At 47.5% G+C, this 23960-nt stretch carries 24 protein-coding genes; 9 read left to right on the forward strand and 15 right to left on the reverse strand.

Annotation, left to right across the window (positions count from 1 at the left end; genetic code table 11):
* Nucleotides 1-2: 2 nt before the first annotated feature.
* The 5 genes from PXC00_RS11145 to PXC00_RS11165 all read right to left on the reverse strand — a co-directional run bounded on the left by PXC00_RS11145 (nucleotide 3) and on the right by PXC00_RS11165 (nucleotide 7200).
* On the reverse strand, nucleotides 3-1223 hold the full coding sequence (locus PXC00_RS11145; protein ID WP_275845178.1) for a sugar ABC transporter substrate-binding protein: 1221 nt from the start codon (nucleotides 1221-1223) through the stop codon (nucleotides 3-5).
* A gap of 27 nt (nucleotides 1224-1250) precedes the next feature.
* Nucleotides 1251-2315, reverse strand: coding sequence for a glycoside hydrolase family 53 protein (locus PXC00_RS11150; RefSeq protein ID WP_275845199.1), 1065 nt, complete (start codon nucleotides 2313-2315; stop codon nucleotides 1251-1253).
* 235 nt (nucleotides 2316-2550) lie between these two features.
* Nucleotides 2551-3537 (reverse strand): LacI family DNA-binding transcriptional regulator, encoded by a 987-nt coding sequence (locus PXC00_RS11155; RefSeq protein ID WP_275845179.1) that lies wholly within the window; start codon nucleotides 3535-3537, stop codon nucleotides 2551-2553.
* A gap of 332 nt (nucleotides 3538-3869) precedes the next feature.
* A complete protein-coding gene (locus PXC00_RS11160) occupies nucleotides 3870-4670 on the reverse strand; it encodes an ABC-2 family transporter protein (protein WP_316934966.1) in 801 nt (266 codons plus the stop codon).
* Between the two features lie 106 nt (nucleotides 4671-4776).
* Entirely contained in the window at nucleotides 4777-7200 is a 2424-nt protein-coding gene (locus PXC00_RS11165; protein ID WP_275845180.1) for a plasma-membrane proton-efflux P-type ATPase, read from the reverse strand.
* Between the two features lie 248 nt (nucleotides 7201-7448).
* On the opposite strand from PXC00_RS11165, the gene PXC00_RS11170 reads away from it, so the two are divergent.
* Entirely contained in the window at nucleotides 7449-8324 is an 876-nt protein-coding gene (locus tag PXC00_RS11170; RefSeq protein WP_275845181.1) for a LysR family transcriptional regulator, read from the forward strand.
* An 89-nt stretch (nucleotides 8325-8413) separates the two neighbouring features.
* Here PXC00_RS11170 and PXC00_RS11175 read toward each other — a convergent pair whose 3' ends face one another.
* From PXC00_RS11175 to PXC00_RS11205, 7 genes are all read right to left on the reverse strand, one after another.
* Nucleotides 8414-8737 carry an SPASM domain-containing protein gene (locus PXC00_RS11175; protein WP_275845182.1) on the reverse strand — a complete coding sequence of 108 codons (324 nt, stop codon included), beginning with the start codon at nucleotides 8735-8737 and terminating at the stop codon, nucleotides 8414-8416.
* A gap of 345 nt (nucleotides 8738-9082) precedes the next feature.
* Nucleotides 9083-10783 (reverse strand): hypothetical protein, encoded by a 1701-nt coding sequence (locus PXC00_RS11180; protein ID WP_275845183.1) that lies wholly within the window; start codon nucleotides 10781-10783, stop codon nucleotides 9083-9085.
* Nucleotides 10784-10907: 124 nt separating this feature from the next.
* Nucleotides 10908-11201 carry a helix-turn-helix domain-containing protein gene (locus PXC00_RS11185; RefSeq protein ID WP_275845184.1) on the reverse strand — a complete coding sequence of 98 codons (294 nt, stop codon included), beginning with the start codon at nucleotides 11199-11201 and terminating at the stop codon, nucleotides 10908-10910.
* Nucleotides 11188-11742, reverse strand: a complete 555-nt coding sequence (locus PXC00_RS11190) for a Gfo/Idh/MocA family protein (RefSeq protein ID WP_275845185.1) — start codon at nucleotides 11740-11742, stop codon at nucleotides 11188-11190. The genes PXC00_RS11185 and PXC00_RS11190 overlap by 14 nt, the downstream gene beginning before the upstream one ends.
* A 47-nt stretch (nucleotides 11743-11789) precedes the next feature.
* On the reverse strand, nucleotides 11790-13298 hold the full coding sequence (locus tag PXC00_RS11195) for a glycoside hydrolase family 43 protein (RefSeq protein WP_275845186.1): 1509 nt from the start codon (nucleotides 13296-13298) through the stop codon (nucleotides 11790-11792).
* Between the two features lie 58 nt (nucleotides 13299-13356).
* Complete coding sequence (locus PXC00_RS11200) at nucleotides 13357-15162, reverse strand: family 43 glycosylhydrolase (protein WP_275845187.1); 1806 nt, start codon at nucleotides 15160-15162, stop codon at nucleotides 13357-13359.
* 30 nt (nucleotides 15163-15192) lie between these two features.
* Nucleotides 15193-16737 carry a glycoside hydrolase family 43 protein gene (locus PXC00_RS11205; protein ID WP_275845188.1) on the reverse strand — a complete coding sequence of 515 codons (1545 nt, stop codon included), beginning with the start codon at nucleotides 16735-16737 and terminating at the stop codon, nucleotides 15193-15195.
* 262 nt (nucleotides 16738-16999) lie between these two features.
* On the opposite strand from PXC00_RS11205, the gene PXC00_RS11210 reads away from it, so the two are divergent.
* The 6 genes from PXC00_RS11210 to PXC00_RS11235 all read left to right on the forward strand — a co-directional run bounded on the left by PXC00_RS11210 (nucleotide 17000) and on the right by PXC00_RS11235 (nucleotide 21150).
* Nucleotides 17000-17896 (forward strand): AraC family transcriptional regulator, encoded by an 897-nt coding sequence (locus PXC00_RS11210; protein ID WP_275845189.1) that lies wholly within the window; start codon nucleotides 17000-17002, stop codon nucleotides 17894-17896.
* Between the two features lie 124 nt (nucleotides 17897-18020).
* Nucleotides 18021-18986, forward strand: coding sequence for an IS5 family transposase (locus PXC00_RS11215; RefSeq protein WP_316935204.1), 966 nt, complete (start codon nucleotides 18021-18023; stop codon nucleotides 18984-18986).
* A gap of 103 nt (nucleotides 18987-19089) precedes the next feature.
* Complete coding sequence (locus PXC00_RS11220) at nucleotides 19090-19509, forward strand: transposase (protein WP_316934968.1); 420 nt, start codon at nucleotides 19090-19092, stop codon at nucleotides 19507-19509.
* Nucleotide 19510: 1 nt separating this feature from the next.
* Nucleotides 19511-19957, forward strand: a complete 447-nt coding sequence (locus tag PXC00_RS11225) for a hypothetical protein (protein WP_275847020.1) — start codon at nucleotides 19511-19513, stop codon at nucleotides 19955-19957.
* On the forward strand, nucleotides 19954-20679 hold the full coding sequence (locus PXC00_RS11230) for a transposase (RefSeq protein WP_275847040.1): 726 nt from the start codon (nucleotides 19954-19956) through the stop codon (nucleotides 20677-20679). Before PXC00_RS11225 ends, PXC00_RS11230 begins: the two co-directional genes overlap by 4 nt.
* Nucleotides 20680-20973: 294 nt before the next feature.
* Complete coding sequence (locus PXC00_RS11235) at nucleotides 20974-21150, forward strand: hypothetical protein (RefSeq protein ID WP_275847022.1); 177 nt, start codon at nucleotides 20974-20976, stop codon at nucleotides 21148-21150.
* Between the two features lie 39 nt (nucleotides 21151-21189).
* On the opposite strand, the gene PXC00_RS11240 is transcribed toward PXC00_RS11235, so the two are convergent.
* Nucleotides 21190-21432: a helix-turn-helix domain-containing protein gene (locus tag PXC00_RS11240; protein WP_275847024.1), complete on the reverse strand. Its 243-nt coding sequence runs from the start codon at nucleotides 21430-21432 to the stop codon at nucleotides 21190-21192.
* Between the two features lie 158 nt (nucleotides 21433-21590).
* Between PXC00_RS11240 and PXC00_RS14170 the strand changes: the two genes are divergently transcribed.
* Entirely contained in the window at nucleotides 21591-21800 is a 210-nt protein-coding gene (locus PXC00_RS14170) for a helix-turn-helix domain-containing protein (RefSeq protein WP_407654272.1), read from the forward strand.
* A 52-nt stretch (nucleotides 21801-21852) separates the two neighbouring features.
* On the forward strand, nucleotides 21853-22116 hold the full coding sequence (gene spoIIID, locus PXC00_RS11245) for a sporulation transcriptional regulator SpoIIID (protein WP_275847026.1): 264 nt from the start codon (nucleotides 21853-21855) through the stop codon (nucleotides 22114-22116).
* Between the two features lie 50 nt (nucleotides 22117-22166).
* Here the strand turns inward: spoIIID and PXC00_RS11250 are convergent, their stop codons facing one another.
* Together PXC00_RS11250 and PXC00_RS11255 are read right to left on the reverse strand one after the other, a co-directional pair.
* Nucleotides 22167-22601, reverse strand: coding sequence for a hypothetical protein (locus tag PXC00_RS11250; RefSeq protein WP_275847028.1), 435 nt, complete (start codon nucleotides 22599-22601; stop codon nucleotides 22167-22169).
* 287 nt (nucleotides 22602-22888) lie between these two features.
* Nucleotides 22889-23677 (reverse strand): M23 family metallopeptidase, encoded by a 789-nt coding sequence (locus PXC00_RS11255; RefSeq protein ID WP_316934969.1) that lies wholly within the window; start codon nucleotides 23675-23677, stop codon nucleotides 22889-22891.
* Between the last annotated feature and the right edge of the window lie 283 nt (nucleotides 23678-23960).

The following is a 23960-nucleotide window of genomic DNA, read 5'->3' on the forward strand; positions in this document are numbered from 1 at the left end:
CCTCACTTCGCGGCATCCATTAACTGATCTGCTTCTTTCAGTTGCTTCACAATGTTGTCAGCCGCCTCTTCCGGTGTCAATTCGCCTGCCCACATGGAGCGAATATTATTGGTATGAATGTCCCAAAGCTTTCCCATTTCAGACACGGTCGGCATCGGTTCTCCATGGTTGATCTGTGCAATAAACGCACGTGTGGACTCTTTCTTGTTAATCGTATCCTTTTTCTGCTCTGCTAATTTAGCCGGGATTCTGGAGCCTGCCTGATACAGCGCTTCGGCTCCGTCATTTGTAACATAAGATATAAAGTCCCATGCCGCCTGCTGATTTTTGGATTGGCTGCTGACAAACCCAACCTGCGTACCTACTGGGGTAACGAACGGCTGCCCGTTAAATGTCGGCATTTCGACCACTTTGAAATGAGTGCCCGCCGATTGAAAGCCATCAATATCCCACGGTCCGCCAATGTAAAATGCCGTTTTCCCATTTTGAAAATTGCTGCGTGCAATATCGGCGGTTACATCCTTTGAAACATATTTATAAGTCTTGCACAGCGAATTGATAAACGTATAGGCTTTCACAGCCCCATCGTTGTTCAGGCCAATATCCTGAACATTATAAGCCCCGTCTTTATATTGGAAAATGTAGCCGCCGCAGGCTCTCAAGAAGCCAAGGTCATAATAAATGCTGGTCGCGTCAAATTGAACCCCGCCTTTTCCCTGCGCTGTTTTCACAAGGTCTTCCCAAGTTGCCGGTGCTTTTGACACAAGGTCTGTGTTATAAAACAATGCCACGGTTTCCACAGCAATTGGTGTCGCATAGCGTTTTCCCTCTGCGTAGCAGGACTGAACCGCCGCTTCTGAAAAGTCCTGATTCTTGTAAGTATCTTTCGGAACTTCCATGGCAAGCTTGGCATTTATATAATCCGCAAGCTGGTCATTAGGAATCCCGACCACGGCATCCGGACCGTCCGCGCTCTTCGCCGCCTGCGCAAACTGCTGAATCGTTGGGGACTGATGAACGACCTTTACCTGATACCCGTTCTTTTTTCCCCACTCGTTTCCCAACTTCTGCAGCGCCGGCGTTTCCACTTTCATGTTTGTCCAGATGGTCAGCTTTTTTGAAGTTGCCGCACTGCCGGCCGTACTGCCGGCGCCGCCCGAACAGCCTGTCAGAGTTGCTGCTGCCATTGCCAATGTCAAAATCATACTCAGTGCCTTTTTCATACGAACTCCTCCTTTTACAAATCACCGTTACATATTTTTGAGATGCAGCAGTGCCAAATTGGCATTGCCGTTTGCCTGAAACAACGCCTGATTCGCATTTGCATTTCCAGCCTCTACAGAATCCTGCAGATATAACTGACCAGCAGGGCTGGTCCATGTACACCTGGGAATCGGAAGCCACGCAGGCTCCCAATAGATCACACCCAATCCGCGCCCGTCTTGCACACGCCGTACCGTTTGAAACAAATCCTGTAAAAACTGCTCCTGCCCTGCCTCGGTTGCCGGATAGCCGGTTGCCTGCGCCTGTTCCTGCGAAAAAACGATTCCTTTGCAGCCCAGGGAATCCGTTGTATAACCGATTGATGTTTCTGCAACCAGCACGTCTTTCCCTAGTCTGCTGCTGATGTCATTCATGTTTTCTAACAGCTTTTCCAGACTGCCGTTCCAATGCGGGTAGTATGACATTCCGATAACATCAAAATCCAGTCCGTACGGCGCAATGCTGCTGAACCATTTGCGGTACAGCTGATTGTCTGTTCCGAAGTCCAGATGAAAAACAATCTTTGCATCCGGATCGACCTCTCGAACCGCACGTGTTCCGGCATCCAACAATTCAGCCATTCCCGCCGGATGCTCGGTACTCCCGTCCGGCCAGAGCAAGCCATTAGTAATCTCATTTCCAATCTGCACATACTGCGGAAGCAAATCAACGTCCCGAAAGGACAGCATGACACTTTTTGTATACTGATAAACCTGACGAATCAACGCACCTCCGGAAAGGTTTCGCCACGCTTTCGGTTTAATTTGCTTTGCGGGATCTGCCCAAAAGTCGCTGTAGTGAAAGTCCAGCATAAACGGCATCCCATTTCTTTTTGCACGGCGGGCCAACTCCAGAGTGGTCGCCAAGTCATTTTCACCTCCTCCGTAGGATTCGCCTGTTTCGCTGTAGGGGTTCACCCACAAGCGCAGGCGGATCAAATTGCACCCGCATCGGTGCAGCAGCTGGAAAAGATCCATTTTCTCCCCGCCAATGCCATACTCGGCGCCCGCCCGCTCCAGCTCTTTTGCCAGGGAAACATCCATGCCTTTCATCAAATTCAAACCCTAACTCCTCACGATTCTTCTTAATTTGTTTCAGTAAATATTTTATTAATTTTATGGTAAAATATTTATGCAATCAATATAGCATCTTCGCCAGAGGATGTCAACATATTTTTATGATTTTAGCATAATTGTCAACATGTCGAATTTGTTTTTGTGGGAAATTGACAAAGGGACTGCCGCAAAACTTTCGTTTTACAGCAATCCCTTGTTGTGTTTTGTCCGTTTACTTTGTGCTTTTTCGAAAAACCGGTGTACCATTGATAAAAACAGTCTTTGTAACACTGCGGTGCCGGATCATCCTTTCCTGCAGCAAGTCCAGTGCGGACTGGCAGATGGTCGGTATATCAATATGAAAAGAAGTCAGCGGAGGAGACATGTATTTTGCCACACTAACATCATTCATGCTGAATACCGAAACCTGCTCCGGTATCTTCACATTGGATTCATTGAGCGCCTGAAGGACACCAACAGCAAGGGTATCACTGCCAATGACAAGGGCAGAAGGCATTTCTTTGCTGTTTACAATTTTGCACCCCAGTTGATAGCCCTCTTCCACAGAAATGTGCGCGGTAGTCCAGATGTTCGCTTCATTGAGCCGCTTATAATAAAGCATACTCTGACGGAATGACCATTCCCTTACATCCATGACTGCTTTCCCGTTATTGATGTCCCGGTCTGTTCCCCCTACATATCCAATGTGCAAATGCCCCTGCGCAACGAAGTAATCCACAATCTGCGTCACAAAAGAATCCAGATTCGGACGAACCGCGTCAAACAATTTTTCATCCGGAGAAGAGTCGATAAAGACACCCCGTTTGCATAAGCCGTACAGTTGATCCAACTCTTTTCTGGAAAACCAGCCGACAGCAAGAAACGCTCTGGCGTTTTTGTCCATGGCAGACAGACCGTCCCGCTTATTTAAAACAGTAAGATGAATATTAATCTTTTGAGCTTGTTTGAGTAGTTCCGCGTAAATCGTCTGGTAATACACATCCTCCAGTTCCTCTTTCTCTGCCACCCAGTTCAGCAGAACAACCCGGTCAATTTTAGGATGCACCACTTTTTTCTTATAGCCCAACTGCTCTGCCGTTTGAAAGATCAATGCTTTTGTTTCTTCGCTCACAGATATTTTTTCATCATAATTTAGCACACGTGACACCGTAGCAGCCGAAACGCCGGCTTGAGCGGCAATTTCTTTAATCGTTGCCATAGGAACCTCCTCAACACTTCTTTCCTTTATTTTAAGGGAAATATTTTACTATGTCAACGAAATATTTTACTAAACTTAAAGCTGCAATAGCAAATCGGTCACTTCATCGTAATAAAATACTTGGGAATTTAAAGCTTGTATCAGGTTGCCTGTTTCCCAATTTTAGGGGCACTATTTGATAGCTTTATGATTAAATATTCATGCTTCGCTTAAAACGCATACAGCGAAAGGGCAGCAAGTTCATCGGAGGTGTGCCGGTTTATTACAAACATCTTGCCCTTTTGGATTCTCTTCTTGCCCGTCTTCATCCGACATACTTCGTATTTCTATTTTCAGCTTCCACTGCTTTTATAATAGATGCATAATTTATGAAAGACAAAATGGGTTGCAAAAAGCAGGAATACTGCAATGAGCGTGCTGGAAGCCAGCGTTCCCCGGTCCCACTTCCCCATCAAAGCGGCGTTCCCCAAATTGCAGGTTCCGATAACCGGCACGATGGCTGTCAAAAGCGCAAATGCCTTTCGGGGATACATCTGGCGTGGATACTTCGCCAGATCAATCATCGGCATTACAACGCCGGACACGTTTCCAGATGCAGTTAACGCGATGGCAAGGCTCGTAACAATCGTTAAGACGGAGTGTGCGTTACATAATGAGAGCAGCAAATAGATGCCGCCGATGAGCAGATTCGTACACGACAAAGCACCGCCCGCTTGTTGTACGGCACGAAGCAAAACGGGAACTGCAACAAGCCCGCTCACAATGTGCCCGAAGCTGATAAAGCGAAAAGAAATATAGAATTGGGAATCCACGGGTTTCAGAAGCATCCAGTCTAAATCTCCCCGCGAAACATAGTATTTCAGGTCGGTTATATTATCAATGAAAGCACCGTAAAACAAACCTATAAATATTTGAAAGTAGTAGACGAGGGTCATATTGTATGAACTCGAAGATGCATTAGCTGACAGCAAATGGTTCCCTGCACTGAAAAAAACATAATTGATTAACCAGAATGACCCTCCTTCCAAAAAGTTCAACAAGAAATCTACGCGGAAACGGATTGCACGCTGAAACGATATTCGCAGCAGAGAATAAAGGCAACACCGTACAATGGTATAAAAAATCCACGCCATTGTGCGGTGTTGCCCTAATTTTCCGGATTCGTTTTCATTTCATATTTGTAAGGGCACTGCCCAAGCCCGAAGAAGACAGCGCTTTTTCCCGGCAGGGATTACAGGATTACACATGGAAAAGACGGAACAGGCCGTATTTGACAAAATCAACGAGAACCATAAAGCACACGCCGATTCCAAGCAGAATCGCAACCTGCTGCCATGCCAGCGCCGGCACCAAATCGCCCAGTACGCCAAGCAGGGCAAACGCCACAATCGCCAAAAGGCTGATTCCAAGAAGCTTTCCGCTCGGTACGGATGACCAAAAGTGCTGGCGTTCCCGTACAATCAAAATGCGGAACTGTGTATTAAAGACTAGGCTGAGCATGACAAGCGTGCAAAGCATTTCATAGTTCAGGTGGAAGTAAGAAACGCCGATGTAGGCAACCAACAAATCCTCCAAAGCAAACAGAACGCCCAGGCACAGGGACGCAGAAATAATGCTCTTCATTTTCCACGAGTTAGGCGTGCGTGTTGACCGAACATTGTCCGAAGCAATCGTCATGGTAACAAAGTCGTTTGCAAACACCAGCAGGGACATACCAAGTAAAGAAATCAGCATATTGTGCATCCAAAAGAATCCGGCCGTAAACAGCACAACAACCTCAACCACTTTGGTGATTTTATTGATGACCCATGTCAGCATACGCTGATAAGTCTGTCTGCTTACATCAATGGTATTAATGATTTCGCTAAGGCCCGGTTTTGTCAGAACAACGCTGGCGGAAGCTTTCGCCACATCGGTCGCCGCGCTGACTGCCGTTCCCAATTCCGCTTGTTTCAGGGCTGGTGAATCGTTTACGCCGTCTCCGGTCATGCCCACCATGTGGCCTTCCGTTTGCAGAAGCTGAACAATCTTGAATTTATCCTCTGGGTAAACCTCGGCAAATCCGTCGCAGTTGTCGATTAGCTTCACCTGCTCATCGTGGCTCAGCCCATCCAATTCCTTGGCGCTGTGAATCCGCGTTCCGATTCCCACCTGGCCGGCAATCTCCCGCGCAATCGCCTGGTTATCTCCCGTCAACATCAGCGTGCGAATCCCCAGTTTCTGAATCTCCCGAATCATTTCCCCGGAGTCCTCCCGCGGTGGATCAGAAAGCGCCAGAAGGCCGACAAACTTACAAGCCGCCCCGTCCTCTTCTCCCTGCCGAACCGCCACCGCGATGGTACGGTACCCTCTGGTGGAGTATGCATCGACCGCGTCATTCACCGCTTTTTTCATTTGCGGCTCAATTCCGGCACAGAGCTTCAAAATGATCTGCGGCGCACCCTTGAAAATCCGAAATTTTACGCCGCCGATTTCCGCCGTTGCTTCCGTCCGTTTGTTCGCCGGGCTGAAAGGAAGATAAGAAAGCTGCCGGCACTGCTCCGCGTCCACTTTTTCGGTTTGAGCGTAGTGCAAAATTGCCGTATCAATCGCGTCCATTTCCTCCGCCTTGGAGGCGAGCGCCGCAAACCGGATTGCTTCGTCTTTATGGAAGGAACCGAACGCCGCGCAATCTGTTACCGAAAGCTCATTCTGCGTGATTGTTCCTGTTTTATCAAAGCAAAATGTATCAATGGACGCCGCGTCCTCCAAAGAATCCAGCCGCGTAACCAACACGCCTCTTTTGGAAAGGTTCAGCGCGCCGACCGCCTGCACAATCGTCATAACGGCGGGCAGCGCAACCGGAATGGCCCCCATGAGGAAAACAATGATTAAGGACAAAATCGACATAAGATCTTTATGAATGACCAAAGCATAGCAGGTGACCACCGCAGAAGCGGCAACTCCCAGGTACATCATGTACTTGACAATGCTAAACATGATTTTCTGCTGCTTGGAAGTCGGCTTTGCAATCTGCACTAGGGAAACGGTTTTTCCAAAATAGGTGTTGCGTGCCGTGTTGACCACCATCGCTTTGGTTTCTCCGCGCTTGATGATGGAGCCGGAGTAAACCACGCCCGCTGGAGAAACATCCTGCGGCAGGGATTCCCCGGTCAGCGCGGATGCGTCAACGGACACCTCCCCCTCCAGCACATACACGTCGGCAGGGACAAGATCCCCGAGCCGCAAATTTAAAAGATCCCCCGGAACCAGATCCTTGGCATCTCTTAACACCCACTGCCCGTTCCGTAGAACTTTTGTTTTGATTTGCAGCTGCTTTTTCAGCAATGCTACCGCTTTCTGCGAATTGCGCGACTGCACAAATCCAATCACAGCGTTCACAGTCAGCAACACAAAGATTAAAATCGCCTCCGTGTAATGCCGCACAAAGATGGTCAGCGCCATGGCAAACTCAAGAAGCCACGGCATGGGGCCCCAATACCGCTTTAAAAACTGTAAAACGGGATTTTTTTTCGCTTCCTGAATTTCATTTGGCCCAAATTTTCGCAGCCGCTCTGCTGCCTCTGCCTCAGAAAGCCCGCCGGTATTGCCTTTCAGCGCCTTCATGACCGCATCCACAGCCATGGAACGATACTCGTTCGTCGCTTTCATTTCAGGTTCCATATTTCTTCCTCCATATCGCATTTTCCTAGTTTGCTTCCGGCGTTTCCGGTCGAGCCGCAGGAACAAGCACTGCCTGCTCCGCAGCTCAAAATAGATTCTGCTGAAAGAACCTTTTTGTTTCCAATTTTATTGTAGCACTTGAATTGCCATAAGTAAAATAATATAATATTATATTGAACATAATATTTTATTATTTTAAATTCAATTACTTCCGCTGAAAAGAGGATGATTCTACGACATTTCGTCACATGAAAGTTTTTGCCGCGGTCTGTCGCTGCGGCAGTATAACCAAGGCCGCTGCGGCACTGCATATTACACAGCCTGCCGTGAGCCTGTGCATCAAGGAGCTGGAACAGTATTACGGTGTGCAGCTGTTTGACCGGATTGCTCATAAGTTATACCTTACCGATGAAGGAGCAAAGCTGCTGGGATATGCGCACAAAATCATTTCTCTGTTCGGTGAGGCGGAATCCGACCTGAAAAGCTGGTGCGCACTCGAATCCCTCCGTATCGGTTCCAGCATCACCATCGGAACACGCCTGATGCCGGGGTATGTCAAAAAGTTCCGAGCCGCGTATCCGAACGTGCGGGTCTTTGTCACCATCGACAATTCCTCTCAGATTGAAAAAAAGATTCTTGCAAATGAACTGGACTTTGCTATGATTGAAGGAACCGTGCATTCCGAAAACATTCTCTGCGAAAAGCTTCGGAAAGATTTGCTCGTGCCGGTCTGCGGGGCAAACAGTGCCTGGGCAAACCGTACGGAACTGCGCCCGGAGGATTTGACGGAAATTCCGTTTCTTCTGCGGGAAAGGGGCAGCGGCACCCGGGAACTCTTTGACAGCACCCTGCTGACACAGGGAATTACCGTAACGCCAGAGTGGGAAAGCATCAGCACCGGGGCTATTATCAGCGCGGTGGAAGCTGGAATTGGATTCTCCGTGCTGCCTTTCGGTCTGGTAGAACAAAGCCTGCAGCAGAAGCGGCTGATTCAAATTCCCATCCGGGGCATCCGCTTCGAACGGTATTTTTATCTGATCCGCCACAAAGACAAGCATCTTTCCAAAGCGGTTGTTTCCTTCCTCCTGCAAAATCAATTTGGTGTGCAGGCAGAGAAATCTTAATTCAGCTTAAAGCCGTTAAACATCAAAGTGCGGACGGGAATCTTTGTAAATGCTCCCGCCCGCACCGCTGTGCCTGCCTTCTATTTGCTTCATCTGTTTCCAATCGTACTCGCATTCCGGCAAGCTTCGGCCACGCTTTTCATTCTTCCCTGCGCATAGGCGAAAAACCGCTGGTGGCTTTCACAAAAAATATTTTTCCCCTGGGCATCCCGGCACCTGCGGCAGCCGTTCCGGCACAGGAAAACATACGGACAGGTTTTGCATTCCTCCGGCAATGCCACCGACTGTTCCACAAAACCGATTTCTGCCCGCTTCCGGTCAAGCGCGGGGTAACCGTCCTGATTCAGGTTGCCCAGGCGGTACTGGTCCAGCATATAAAAATCACACGGATAAACCGAACTGTCTGCTTCCACAACATATCCCACAGCTTCAACGGATTGTAAGACTACAATCGATATTGGAGAGTGGTTGAACTTCCTGAGGAAGCGAAAACGGGGAGCGTTCCAAAAGAAGAAACACCCATCATTACCGCCATCAGAAAAGCAACTACTTTTTTAGAACGTATTTTCTTCATAAAAAAAGAGTTCTCCTTTCAGAATTGCAGGAAAATAATTTGAACAGCTTTCTGACTTCCTTCATTATAAAAAAAAATGGGATTCTAAAAAAAGACGAATATTTCAGCTTGGAAGATCTCAAATAGATACAAAAAAAGGAAGCAGTTAAAAACAACTGCTTCCCGTCAAATTTAAAAAATGTCCTTATTTCAAATATACATATTTTAAGATTACATCATCATAGGAATAGGCTTCTGTATGCATCCCCCCTTGATGGATTTCTCCTGTCTTTATATTTACATATATTCCATCCGAGCGTTTTTCCATTCCCCCGAAATCCGTCGACGTAAACCCTGTCAGATAAGCTAACGATAAAGTCTGGTTTGGATCATAAAACGTAGACCCTTCAGAAAGAGCCACGGTTGTGTTACTGTTGATATGTTCAATTAAACTTCCGTGACCATCTTCCGGACGAGACGAACCTTTTATATACGAGATTTGGATAGAATCACTCTTCGGCGTATCTCCCACTTTCAACCCCAAATACTTTGCGGTACGGAGAAGCGTGTCTGGATTGAGACAGGTCGTAATTTGGGAAACCTTAGCCCCAATTGCATCTCCGTACTTTTCCGTGCAGCGGCCATCTAAAAATGCTCCGCAGGTAGGAAGCCATTTATATTCATCATAACAAGGCAGCGTTAAGTCTGGATTCACAGTTGTTGCAAAAGTAAAGACCTTTTTGGCATCCTCGTTATTAACCTTTACCATGACGCTTGTTTCCTGATAGCCGTCCGCATTTTGTCCTGTTACACTTTTTTTACCCAGCGCATCCTTCTTGTTCTGCGTTTCCGTGTAATGATACAGATCCCCTGTATACGGTTTTGCAACGACTTTGAAATACACATTTCGCTTGCCGTTTTTGACTTCCTCTTTGGTTTTGCTGACAGAAGCAACCTTGCTGTCGTCCACACTGGAAGTGACAATCGCATCTTTATCTGCCGTTACTTTATAAGTGTAGTTATTATGCGCTCCACTCACTGCACCGTAGCAGGACTTCTCGACTGTTCCTGAAGTGTCACAAACAAACGCGGAGGAACCCGTTCCTGTTGCAGCGGGAACCGTGGAGGAAGAAGGCGTGGTGTTCCCTGTAGTTGAGCCTGTAGACGAGGAAGAAACAAACAGGCGGTAAGTGCCACCGTTAATCTGCGCGTAAACACCCGTAGGCCAGTAAGAACTCTGCAGTGCACGGGCATAGAAGTAAACGGTCTTTGTGCCATCGCCGTTGTCCTTGGTCTTGTACTGCGTATTGTTGTAAGCGGCACTGTCCACCGTCACCACCTTGCCGTTTGCGGTGTTTGCGGAAACCGTATCAGTACTATTTGTCGTAATCTGGAACAGGTGCTTTGCGTTTGCCTGATTCAGCTTTACTGTGTCGGAAGTGTCACAGGTAAACGGGGCTTTGACCGTCACCATAGTAAAAAGCTTTACGCCGTTGGCATATACGCCTGTTTTATCCCCAACTTTTCCCCACGGCATGATGTTGAAAAAGGTCGTTCCCGCAGAAAACGCTTTCGTTGTCCCTGCTGTGGCAACCGCTTTGTCTCCGCAGTTGAAAGATACTGCTGCAGAAGAGTTTACCTGCACGGGGAAGACTGCTTCCAAAGGAACCTGCACTTCTTTTTCCGCATCTTTTCCACTTAAATCCACCGTAATGGTACTTGCTTCCCCATCAACGCCGAAAGTCGTGATGACTGCCGTTCCATTTTGCTGGGTGCTGGATGTGCTTGTGGAATACCCTGTGGAAGAGGTGTCATTTCCCGCTGCAAATGCAGGCACGCTCATCCCTGATACTGCCATTGCAGCAACCATCGCCACTGCAATCAGCTTTGTTTGAAAGTTTTTCATAATCTTTCCTCCTTGTGTGGTTTAATTATAAACCCACTTAAGGAATTTTTCAATCATTTCTATCTGCTTCTTTACAAGGAATTACCCGCTGCGCACCTGCCGGTCAAATAGCAAAATAGGGATTCTACAGACTCTGCATATTGCAAAATTGGTTGGAATACTGCAAGGGTGTGGCTCCTGTGTATTTTTTAAAATCTTTAATAAAGTGTGACTGGTCACTATATCCCATTTCCAGTGCAACACGCAGCTCCGCACTCTTCCGCTGTGATACTGGCACCTCAGAAAGACGCTGCATCGCACTGTGCAGACGCAGTATTTTTTCAAACTGAATGACAGAAAAACCGATTTCTTCATGAAAGGCGCGGTTGATATACTGCCGTGTATAACCGGTCTCGCGCTCCACATCACTTAAGCACATATCGAGATTCCCCTCTAACATTTAAATAGCCAAACATCTCAATCGGCCGTATAACACGATTAAAAACGAGATTGCCAGCGTAACTGTGACTTTGTATTACGGCAAGGTATTCCGCATTCCTACAGGTTCCATTTAATTTCGCAATCAGTCCTCTATATTGACATAGGAATCGGGACCACATGGCCTCCATGACATAAACATTGGCTGATTTTGCTGCTGCAAACACTTCCTTTGCCTCAGCACTGTTCATCACCATGGCTTTTTCACAAAGCACAGGAATCCCATAACGGATACAGAGCAGCAACAAATCGTGATGGAAATTAACCGTAGTGGCAATATAAGCCGCATCCGGTTTTTCCTGTTTGAGCATCTCTTCATAATCACAGTAGGCACCGGCAATGCCGTGTTTCTGCGCAAAGCGTTCAGCCTTTTCAATGTGCTTACTGGCAACCGCTTTTACAGACACATCCGGCAAAAGCGCCACAGCATCCGCAAATTTATTGGCAATCCCGCCTGCGCCTAAAATCACAAAAGAAGTCATTCAAATCTCTCCTTGCTCTTAATTATATAAGTTCTCGGAAAATCACTTCACGGTTTCTCATATACACAGGAAAAATTTCGGAACACTGCCGGTTTGCCGCAAGACTGCTGCTCTCCTTGGGCGTACAGGCCAATCATAACACCGGTAAAGCCACCGGCAACTTCCGTAGAAAGATACTTGGTCTGGTTTTGACCGAAAGAATACGCCTTTTCACCAATCTGCACACAAAAGGTATAGTTGTTTGGGCTTGCTGTGATTTGCAAAGTCACAGGAGCAGCTGTTTTGGGCAGCGACTCTGTCAGCGGAATATATTGAATGTCGCCGACACAAACACGCTTTAACAGTTGTGTGCCGCTTTCGGTTTGCTGTACAGCAAGATCGTAATGATGGTTCTCATCCATATACAGCGTCACTCCGGCTTCCCCTTTCGGAACAGAAATCTCGCAGGAAATCTGTGCGGTCATTTCTTTCTGGCGCAGTCCAAGAAATGTTGGAGAGCCACAAGCGCTCAATGTTACAGCAGTACCCGTTAGCCGCAACTCTTCTGCTGTAAATTGATAGTTTTCCGATGCAGGTGTGCGCAGCATGCACCAATCTTTCTGAAAAGATGTATTAGAAAAAGTGTACACTTCTTTTCGGTTCTGCACAACCGTGTCCGAAATCCGATTGGTTTCAACCTTCCGTACAGCCGTCCCGTTTTCACCGGCAGTGAACCAGCCGTTATCTGCAAAGGTCACCGGCGTAAGAAACACCTCGCGCCCTAAGTGATGATACATATCGAAATAGCCGATTTGCCGAAAAGCCAAATGTACCAACCACCAGTTACCGCTAAAGTCCTGTACCAAATCAGCGTGCCCTACTCCCTGCACAGGGTAACCGCCCTTATCCCGGTTTGTCAGTACCGGATTCGCCGAGTATCCCTCAAACGGACCGTAAGGGGAGTCGCTTTTTGCATACACGACCATATGACCGTACTCAGTACCGCCTTCGGCTGCCATCAAGTAATAGGCTTTCCCGATTTTATACAGGTGCGGACCCTCTAAAAAGCGCCCGCCTGTACCGCACCAAATGTTTCGACCGGGAGTGAGTTTTTTACCGGTTTCAATGTCTATTTCGCACTGCGTAATTCCCGTAACTCCATCATCGCTTTTTCCGTTACTTATAAAGTATGCCTTACCGTCCTCGAAGAAAAGGGATGGGTCAATGCCACCCTGCTCCACAAAAACCGGGTCTGACCACTCCCCGTAAATATCATCTGTCCACACATAAAAATTGCCGGTATGCACGTTGGTCGTTACCATATAAAAGCGCCCGTCGCAGTAGCGGAGGGTCGGTGCGTAAATTCCTCCGGAGGCTCGCTCATCCTGCAAATTCAGCTGGCTTGTTCTTGTAAGGCAGTAGCCAATCTGTTCCCAATTAAGCAGGTCTTCACTTTCAAACAAAGGCACACCCGGGAAATACTGAAAAGAACTGCACACCAAGTAATATTTGTTGCCAACTCTACAAATACTGGGGTCAGGATAAAAGCCCCGAATAATGGGATTCTGATAGAACATGAATTGCCTCCATCTTTATATTCTGCTGCAAACAGACCGCAACGGCTCTCTTTCCTTCTTATAGAACCTCTACAACCATCGAAACCTGCCGCAGCGATGGTTGTAAGTCCCTTTCTTCCGTTAAATCCAAAATCGGATAACCCGCTACATCAAAATGAACACGGCGAATTCCGGAACTTCTGCTTCCTTTAACACCGGGCCGTGCGTGATAGGTGTTCCAGATGTCTCCGTCTTCATCCGTCACATAAGCATTGTGTCCCGGCCCAAACTCTCCCGGAACGCTCCGACTGGTCAGGATGGGATAATTGCCTTTCGTCCAGCTGGATGGATTCGACAAATCCGCATCCGGTTCTGCTGACAGCAGTCCTACTGTATAAGTTGCATCTACAGCAGCTGCTGAAAACGTCAAAAAGAGATGTCGGTCTGTTTGCAGTGCAAACGGTCCCTCGTCTACAAATGTATGGTTGTTTTCCCAACCATACTCTGGCTTTGTGAGGAGAATCGGATCGCTAATGAGCTTCCAGGGCTCGCGGGGATCAATCTTGGCAAGATAAACCCAGGCGCCAATGTCGACTGGCTTAAACTGGCGCTCTGACCACGCCACATAATACTCTCTCCCCTCAATAACCGTCATATCCAGAGAAATGACTTTACCGGCTTCGCAGAGTGGAGAGCCATCCTTGCGCACTACTTTTTCAGGCATACTCCAATCTTCACGGCAAGCAGGCTCTCCTCCCTGCCGCAATTTCATTACATGAGATTCTTCCCAGAAAAATTCACCAGTGGTGCAGGCAAAGAAAATATACAGCTCACCTTGAATCACATGGAATTCAGGCGCCCAAAGCAGTCCTTTTACAGATGCATACGTGTCTGAATCCAGCAGAAGAGTTTCTTCCGCGTTCGCCAGTTCGGGAATTGAGCGTGCTTTTCGAATGTAGAGCGTATGGTTGCTGTCTGCATCATTTGTAGCGATGAAATAGTAGTTGCCATTCCACGCACGAATGCATGGATCCGCACGGTTGGTTGCAAAGGGGAAAGGAAAATGATCCTGATGAACTGTTCCGGAAACCTGGTATTCTCCGGAGGTACTCCAATCTACAGCAGAGGTGTCCCAGTCAACCTTTTTTTGTGCGGTGGTACCGTCGCTGTAAAAAGCAGTCACTTTGGTATTTGCAAGGGCAGCTTCATCAGAAGCCGTTACTTTTTCAGGAACCGAAATACGGATGTTTTCCGGTGTGGAAAGGCGGAGCCTTACCGTCTCCGCAACTTCTGCTGAAACCGGCATAGCATTGCCGGGCACGATTCCCTCAATACCTGTATTGGAAAGCGCAACGTGTTCCTCCGCTGGGGCGGACGCCGCTGTCGATGGTACTGCCATATTCAGTCCATACAAATCTTCCGTTTCCTTGCTGTGCCAGCCTTGCGCATCCTGCCAAAGGACACGATACCTTTTTTGATCTTCAAGATAACAGCATTGCACGGTTTCTACGAATTGATCCGCTGTGAGCGGGAGCAGTCCCACTTCCCGGTACTGCAGAAAGTCCTTCGTTGTAAAAAGCAGAACTGCACCGCGGCTTTCCGCATCCGGTTCGCCGTCTGCTTCCACACGAACAGCAACAATGCCATAGCTACCGTCCGACAAACGAAACAAATAGGGCTTTTTCAGACTTTTCGGATTCATCGTGCGGTCGGCATTTTCGGTTGCTTTCGCAAACAGCACCCCAGAGTTATGGTTCAGTGCGGAAAAATGCTCCCCGTCTTCACTGTACGCTAAGTGCATAGAATACGCAAGGCGTGGTGCGTACAAAATATCTTCCAGTGGCTGACGTGTATAACAAAGAATCCATGGATTTTCTTTACTCATGTTTCATCACTCCTGCAATTTGATTCATTTCTATAATTCCAAAGATTTTTCAAAGCGAAAATCAATAAAATCTGCGGTGCCTCCAGTTTCTTCTGTGGAAAAAAGGAACAGTCCTGCGCGGCATCCGGTAAAATGATCCACTTTAAAATATAATTTTTGAGGTGTTCCCAATGGTGCCCAGTGCTCATTGCTCCAGTAAAAGAACCTTACCTCATCTATCTTATCCGTAAAGTCAAAGCAAGCTTTCAGCCGAACCGACGGCTGCGCAACAGAAACACTTGCAAACTCTATGGCTGGCTGGGTGTAATCATAATCCCCGAAGATAGATTCGTCTTTAGCCGGCTTTCCCTGCAAAATCAATTTAAAGCCGCTATCCGTGCGCGTAAGCGCCAATGCGCTGTAGCATCCCTGAAAAGCACACAGGCCCGCGAAGTCCCCTTCCTTCATATTTGTACCGTCTACCGTCACTGAGGCAGAACAAACAGGGCCAACTGTACGTTGTGTCAACGTGTTATATGCCTGTACAAGGTTTTTGCAAATTTTCCCGGAATGCAGACGGAACGCGCCGGGACGCTCTGTCACAGACCACAAATCCGCATGCGGCGTATGATTGAATTGCCAAAATAACTTCAGGCGGACTTGACCCGTTGCATCAGGAACGTAACGAAAGTCATCATCGCCGTTCAGCGGTGCATACGAATACTCTGACCGTGTATTGACTCCGTCAACTGCACTTGGAACCTGGCCGTCCTCTCCAATAACCGGAAAATCATTTTCGAAGTGAAGGGGCATCAGCATGGGTGCTCTGCCAACTGCGCCCCGATCCTGAAACATAAATGCGTACCAGTTCCCCTGCGGCGTATCAATCATACCACCTTGCGCAACACCCAAATTGTGAAAGCCCATATCATCATCGATGATACATTTGCCACGAAAAGTTCCCGTTAAACTGTCTGATACAAAACAAACCTGGGACTTCTTTTTTCCATGTTCTGCATGGCAGGTGAAGAGGTAATACTTTCCTTCGCGTTTGTAAAGGTGAGATCCCTCAAAGCCTAAGCTGGCATTCTCTTCATCTTCGGCAATCACGCGGTCCAGACCGTTTGCCTTTGGGCCGTGCAAGCCTTCATCCATCTCTGTTAAATGAAGCACCTTCTGCCCATGAACAATGTATACGCGGTCATCTTCGTCAAAGAAGAGGCCATTATCATAATAGAAGCCCGCAATCGTCCGTTTTTCCCAAGGCCCCTCCGGGTCTTTTGAAGACAGCAGATAGGTTTCATGGGTATCATTGGCCGTAAATGTAATGTAATAAGTTCCCTTATGATAGCGTAAAGAAGGCGCCCACATTCCCTGACCATAAACATTGTTCTCTCCCTGCAGTAAATGCCCGGGGGTATCTTCCAATTTTTCGAAAGCATGGGCAATAAGTTCCCAGTCGGTCAGATTATACGAGCGTAAAATATCACATCCCGGCATAAAATGCATCGTTGTGCTGGCCATATAATACGTGTTTTCCACACGGATAATATCCGGATCTGGAAAGTCTGAGTATATAATCGGATTTCTTTTCAATTCTACACCTTCCTCACAATTGTGTTGATAAAAGAATCGAGAACATGCGGCGCATTCTGTAGGATGTAAATGCGTAAAACACTGGAATTATTCTTAGCATTATAGAAGAAATAACAGCCGATTGCTAGGCATAAGTTTTCCTGAAAGTAGTCCGATTTTGTCTTTAGAAACGTTTTCGAAAAATCCGCCTTGCACATAACAAAAAAATCCGTTAAACTTATCCTATTAGAATGCAAAACACAAGCAGAAGGTGGATGCCCATATGCTGTACCAAGAAAAATTCCAAAATGAGGAAAATCCGGCAGAAATCAATGTAAGCTGCTGCGTCTATCAAAATGGAATACAGGAAGAATCGTTTGGCTTTCCAAATCATTGCCATTCTTTTTTCGAACTGGAGTATCTGTTAGAAGGAGATGGTGAGAGTTTCATAAATGGAGAACGTATACCTACAAAGGCACACTGTCTTTTAGTAAAGCCACCTTTGTGCATGCACGGTTATCGTGGCAACGGCAAAAGTTCTAATATGATTTTGCAGTTCGGCTATAATTTTCTAAATAAATGTGCTTCCACATTTCATCAGAGCTCTCTGTTAGCACCAACCGGAAAGCTCTACAAGCATTGCTTAATCAATGTAGATGCGTGTTCCATTCTAGAAACGCTTCTTGCGCAGTTGGTGGATCTTTCACCAACTTTTATAACACCGTTGTCCTCTGCGGAGCGACGTATTCATTATTGTCCGCTATATGAATGGAAGCTGGATTATCTAACCCTTGGAGTGCTAACTTTTCTTTTGGAAAACGGATATTTAACCATTACGCAGAATGCGTGTATTTTTTCAGATGTTGCACAGCTACAAACCGTTTTAAACCATTTGATTAAGTATCCGGAAGAGAGATTGGAACTCAATGAAGCTGCAAAATTGGCAGGTATGAGCTATTCGTATTTTAGCCGCACCTTTAAAAAAATCATCGGCCGCTCATATGTAGACTTCTGTAATATGAATAAAATTCGTCGTGCGGAAGAGCTTTTAGAAGCACGGACCTTGTCTGTTACAGAAGTTGCCATGAGTCTTGGATTTGGAACGACAAGCTATTTTAACCGTATTTTTCGCCAGTACAACGGAATTACGCCTACTCAATATTTGAAAAACAGACGATAGAATTTTGTGTTTTGAACGCAAAAAAATCTACAAAAGTTCCAATTAAGAAATTAAGGCAACACCGCACAGAAAAAAAGCTGCAGTAAGAAGCGAGATATGATAAAATAGGTATATGGATAAGCAGATGAGTATGTCAGCTCTGTGCGATGAACTGGCACAGGTGCGTACGAAGAAAAAAGAATTTCTCGAGCAGATTGAGCGCATCGTTCCATGGGGGAAATGGGTGGCCATGATCAAGCCATGCTACTACAAAGGAGAGCACGGAAACAAGCCCTATGATTTGGAACTGATGCTGCGGCTGTATCTGCTGCAAAACCTATATAATCTATCCGACGAAGCAACGGTGGCTGAAACGATCGACAGTCGTGCCTTTTCGGATTTCTGCGGCGTGGAATCAAGCAATCAGGTGCCGGACGGGGATACGCTGGGAAGATTTCGTAATATTCTCATACAAAACGGTTTGCAGGAGCAGTTGTTTGCGCAGGTGGCAAATTTGCTGCAACAAAAGGGACTGCTTCTGAAAAAGGGTACCATTGTGGATTCCACCATCATAGCCGCTCCGTCCTCCACGAAAAATCAGGAGAAGCAGCGAGACCCGGATGCACATCAGGTGAAGAAGGGCAATGCGTGGCACTTTGGCTACAAGGCACATGTTGGGGTGGATAAGGATAGCGGGCTTGTTCACACGGTTGAGGTAACGGCCGCCAATGTCCATGATGTCGCCATGACCTCCAAACTGCTGACCGGAGAGGAAAGCGTTGTATACGGAGACAGCGGATATTTGGGAGCGGAAAAGCGCGAGGATGCCATTATAAAGAACAATGCTGGCAAGCGTATCCGTTACAAGTTCAATCGTCGCCCATCGCAAATCAAAAAGGGTTCCAACAGGTCGCAAGCCCAACTCAAGCGCAGAGAGCACGAAAAGTCATCGGTTCGTGCCAAAGTAGAACATGTTTTTGCCGTTGTGAAAGGTCTGTTACGGTACCGAAAGACGCGATACCGAGGTCTGCAAAAGCAGACCGCCAAACTGAATATGATGTTTGCGTTGGCGAATCTGATTCTGGCTGACAGGCCCTGCCTGTCAGTCTGATTGCGTTTGCCTTCGCAGATATAATTGGGAGAGTTCCTCGCTGTTTGCCGCCTTTGGCAGATGGCGTGGATTTTTTATACCATTGTGCGGTGTTGCCTTAGTTGTGAAACAAAATCAAAAGCTCTTAGAGCATAACAGATTTGAGAGGAAATATCAACAGCTGATGTTTCCGATGAATATGGAAATCACAATACTTCAGGATGATCCGGTACGGCTTGCCAGCGCCCAGCTTGAGGAACTGGATTACAGGAAGCTGTATTGCGCCTATTCTTCACAAGGAAGAAAATCGGCAGCCGAACCCCGGATTCTCTTTGAAGTACTGGTATATGGGTATATGTGCGGCATCTACTCGACTCACAAATTGGAGGAAGCCTGCCGGAAACGCGTGGATTTCATGTGGCTGCTGCAGGGGGAGCCGGTGGCGGAACTACAGTACCTTTGCACGGTTTCGCACCGGGCGCACCAAAGAGACAGTGGAAGGCTTGTTTTACCAGTTTATCTGCAAGATGGAATAAATAGGTGAAATGGAGCATGAGGAGGTCTTCATTGACGGCACCAAGCTGGAAAGCAAGGCGAACCGTTACACATTCGTGTGGCGGAAGACCACGGAAAAGCACCTGGCCAAGGTGCAGGAAGCTGTCCGGCAGGAATTTGAACAACATGAAATTTCCGGCAACGTGACGCTGAAAAAGCTTCGGGCGTTGGTCGGATCTGAAAAGATGGCCTGCGAAAAGGCCGGAATCGTGTTTGTACATGGGACCGGTCGTCGTAAGCCTCCTGAGCAGCGAGCATATGAGAGGCTTCACACTCTGCTGGAAAAGTGGGAGGATTATGAAAAGAAGTTGTTCACGATGGGAAATAGCCGCAACAGTTACTCCAAAACAGACCCGGACGCCACGTTTATGCACATGAAGGAAGATCACTGCGCAACGGGCAGCTCAAACCTGGCTACAATGTGCAGATTGCCGTGAACAGCGAATACATTGCCGGCGTCGCCGCTTTCCCGAACCGAACGGACAGTGGGACTTTGCGTCCCTTCCTACGCCGGCTGGAACAACAACACGGGAAACAATACCGGGATATTGTGGCGGATGCGGGCTACGAGAGTTTGGATAACTACCTGTATTTGGAGGATATTTGGCAAACCAGCTTCATTAAGCCCATCAATTACGAGACCCGGAAGACCAAAAAGTTCAAGCAGCAAATTGGCCGCCGGGAAAATATGAGCTATGACGAACAGCAGGACTGTTATTTCTGCGCAGCCGGGAGGAAGCTTGTTTTCTGCCGTGAAAGCACGCAGCGGAACCGGCAGGGACATTTCCTGACGTCAGCATATTACCGGTGTGAGAGTTGTACGGGCTGCCCATGCCGTGAAGCTTGCTGCAAGGCAAAGAATGGCGCTGCAAAGAAATTATCGGTTAAATTGGATTTGCTGCGGCTCAGCGACCGTTCAAAGCAAAATATTACAGGTGAAAGAGGAATTATGCTCCGGGTCAACCGCTCCATTCAGGTGGAAGGCGCTTTTGGGGTATTGAAAAGCAACCGCAAATTCAAACGCTTCCTCACCCGGGGCCGGACAAACATTTCCACCGAACTTTACCTCTTGTGTCTGGGGTACAACCTGAACAAGCTGTGGGCAAAATGCAACGCGGGACGCCTGAAAACGCATTTGTTTTGTCTTCAAAAAGAGTAGTTCCCCAACAAACAGAAAAGCGAAAGCCGAGAGACGGTGCAGGAGAGCACAGCCTCTGCTTTGTCATGCTCACAATCGTCCGCGCAAAGCAAGTTTTCAACAAAATCGTCTTTAAAAACGTCTTTTCAACAAGTACAGGGGACCACCACAAAACCAAAATTTTGAAGCAGCCTCATTCTGCTTTTTATTTTGTTTCCTTTTGTCGTCTTTAGGAGCGACATCGGATTCCTGTTCTGAATCCACCATCTCCCTCATATAAGTTGAAGGAATTCTGATGGGAGGAAGGCGATTATCGTGCCGCAATCCAAAGGGAAACTTAAGTTCCATTTTCATAATCCAAATTCTGTTGATGAAATGATTTCTTACATACTGCCAATTCTAATTGAAGCAAACACCCCGAAATTCAAACAGGCCATTCAAAAATATGCGGACAAGTCTGCTGAATTATTGAATTCGCAGCAGGCTTCGTAAAAATCTTACCAATACCACAAAGAGCGTACAGGCCGCTGCCTATACGCTCTTTGTATTTCCCTCAAGGATTTTTTCATAAGAAACTTGCAGGACAACCTTCAATGCCTTCAATTCGTCTGGATAGATAGAACGCTGTCCCACTTCAATTTTTGCAAGTGCACTTCGCGTCAGGTCACACCCAGCCACCTGCAATTTCGCACAAAGCTGTTCTTGTGTCAATCCTCGCTGTCGTCGCAGTTCCCCCAAATGCTGTCCAATTCGTTTGTTCTCTTCACCGTTCATTTCAATACCTGCCTGCACTTATTTCGCACAATTCTATATTGATTTTACCCGCGATGAATGCTGTAATTGCACTATAATAGTACAATTACAAAAGATCCTCTTCAATATCGGAATGAAATGGAGATGGAATCCGAACGAATCAACCACTCGGCAAACACTTGCGCTATGTGCGCTTAGAACATGACCTGCCACAACAGCAACTTGCGGATTATCTTCATCTTGACCGCTCTGCGGTTGCCTATATAGAAACCGGGCGCACGCCGCCCAGCCTGCAAACGCTCGTCCAAGCTAAAGCGAATCTGCCACCTTGCTTCCTGGGACAAGTTCCTTTCCAAAACACAAGTGTAAACACCTCATCTTTCTCATAAACCGCGAAAATCTCGCATAGAATCCAATAACGAAATGCGGGAGGGTGCGTTTATGAAAGGCATCGTGGAAGAGCGAGCCGTTGAGCTCGGTGTTTACATTGTGGAGCAAAAAGCGACCGTCCGCGCGGCCGCCAAAAAATTTGGTGTCTCTAAAAGTACCGTACATAAGGACGTTACACAGCGCCTCAAGCAGATTGACCGCCAGCTGTACCGGCAGGTACAGCACGTGTTGGCGGTCAACAAAGCCCAGCGGCACATCCGCGGCGGACAGGCGACCAAGGAAAAATACGAAAGGCTGCATTTGCTGAAAAAGTGAAAAGCAGGGTCCGGTGAAAGGCTTTTCTCTCACCGAACCCTGCTTTTCACTTAAATCGAATAGGCAAGTCTTGGTATACAGCTTTCGTCCTCCGGACAGATATTATAAATCTTTCGGTCCTTCGCTACCATGGAAATCGGAATTTTCGGCAGCAGGCTGTGCAGTACATCAATAAAACCATTCACCGGCTCTTCTGCCATGCCGGTCACAATATGTACCGCATGAACCTGCTGGGCAAAAGCCGCCGCTGTGCAAGCGGCCTCATCGTTAAAATATATGGTCATTTCCGCATCGGCTTCATTGGAAGTCTGACGCAGATACTCCAATTCTTCACAGTCTCCGTTGACTCCCTTGCTTGTGGGCTGAACGCACAGCACCTGCAGCTGCACACCGCGCTGGCGGGCAATGCTGCTCCCTGCATGAATCAGGCGGTCACAATCATGCTGGCCAGTCACACACACAAGCACTGCGTTTTTGCTGTTCAAAATCAGGACTCCTTTCTTCCGTGCGCAAAACGCACAGGACCTTTTTGCAATCAACAATCCCATTATAAAAGGGAATTGCGAAGCCAAAAGAAATAAAAAGTGTATATTTTATGAACAATCAATCGAACTTTCGCCTTTTCTTATTTGTCTATTTTGCTACCTCCTTCGACTTTATTATACCAGATGCGGCATGAAAAAGCAACGCCGATTTTTATAAATTGCATAAAAAAATATCACAAGATAAATTTATCTTGTGATATTTTTTCACTTATAGGCTGTTTTCACGGTCACTTGGCTCTTTGCTGCAAAAACGGCGCCGGGTCGACAAAGGTTCCGTTTTTCTGGACAGCAAAATGCAGATGTGACGCGCCTGCCGCTTCGCTCGGCACCGTGTCCACAACACCAAGCTTCTGCCCGGCTTTAAGCACATCGCCCTTTTTGACCGCTACATTCCCAATGCCGCAGTACCAAGTGGTTAAGCCGCCGGTATGCGTCATCTGTACGGTGCAGCCCATACCGTCCACTGTCGAAATGGACTGCACCGTGCCATCCGCAGCAGCTATGACAGCAGTGCCTTTGTCCGCACGCAGGTCCACACCCGTGTGGGCACGCCAATCCTTCATCGTCTTGGAGTACAGCGGTGTTTCACTGAATGCCTGCTGCACCGCCGCATCCTTGACGGGCATTTCCAATTTCGTGACCACCGCCGCGGCTTCTACCGCCTTTTTCTGGCTTTTGGTCGCGGCTTGCGTCGCCTTACTCTGCGGTTTGGATTCGTCCTTTCCCGCCGGGGAAGACGCGGTTTCAGTGCTGGCCGCAGCCGGTTCCTCGGAAACCACGGTTTCCGCTTCTGAAACAACCGTCGGTATGGCTACGGATGCTTTTTTATACTGGTGCACGCTGTCATAGGTTGTCCAACCCGCTACAGCCACCGCGACCAGACAAACCGCCAGGGCAATGTAAAACCCTTTTTTTCCGGGGCTTGGTTTCTGTTCGGCGGGTTTTCTTTGGGGCGTATACTCAGTCGGGTTTTCCTCTTTCTGTTCCTCATCCTGCCGATAATCCTCATTGTTCAATTCCTGTTCACCTCCAACCACAGTATGGACGCAGGGCAGGAAAATATACACCTTTTCTAGCAAATATTTGCGTACTTCGTGAGCAGTCATTTCCAGTTTCAAAGCTACACAAAAAAGCCCCTGCAACAGCCCGTTGGGCTTGCCTGCAGGGAACTTTTGCGCCCAAGCGCAGAAAAAAGCCGGGCTGCGGCACCCGGTTTTTTTCAATAGCTTGAGGGGTATATTGAGGAGGGTAGAACATACATCAAGTGAACGGTGCGGCTCCGCTGAACTTGATTACAAG

This window comes from Caproicibacterium argilliputei (genome assembly GCF_029211325.2).
Lineage (GTDB): Bacteria > Bacillota > Clostridia > Oscillospirales > Acutalibacteraceae > Caproicibacterium > Caproicibacterium argilliputei.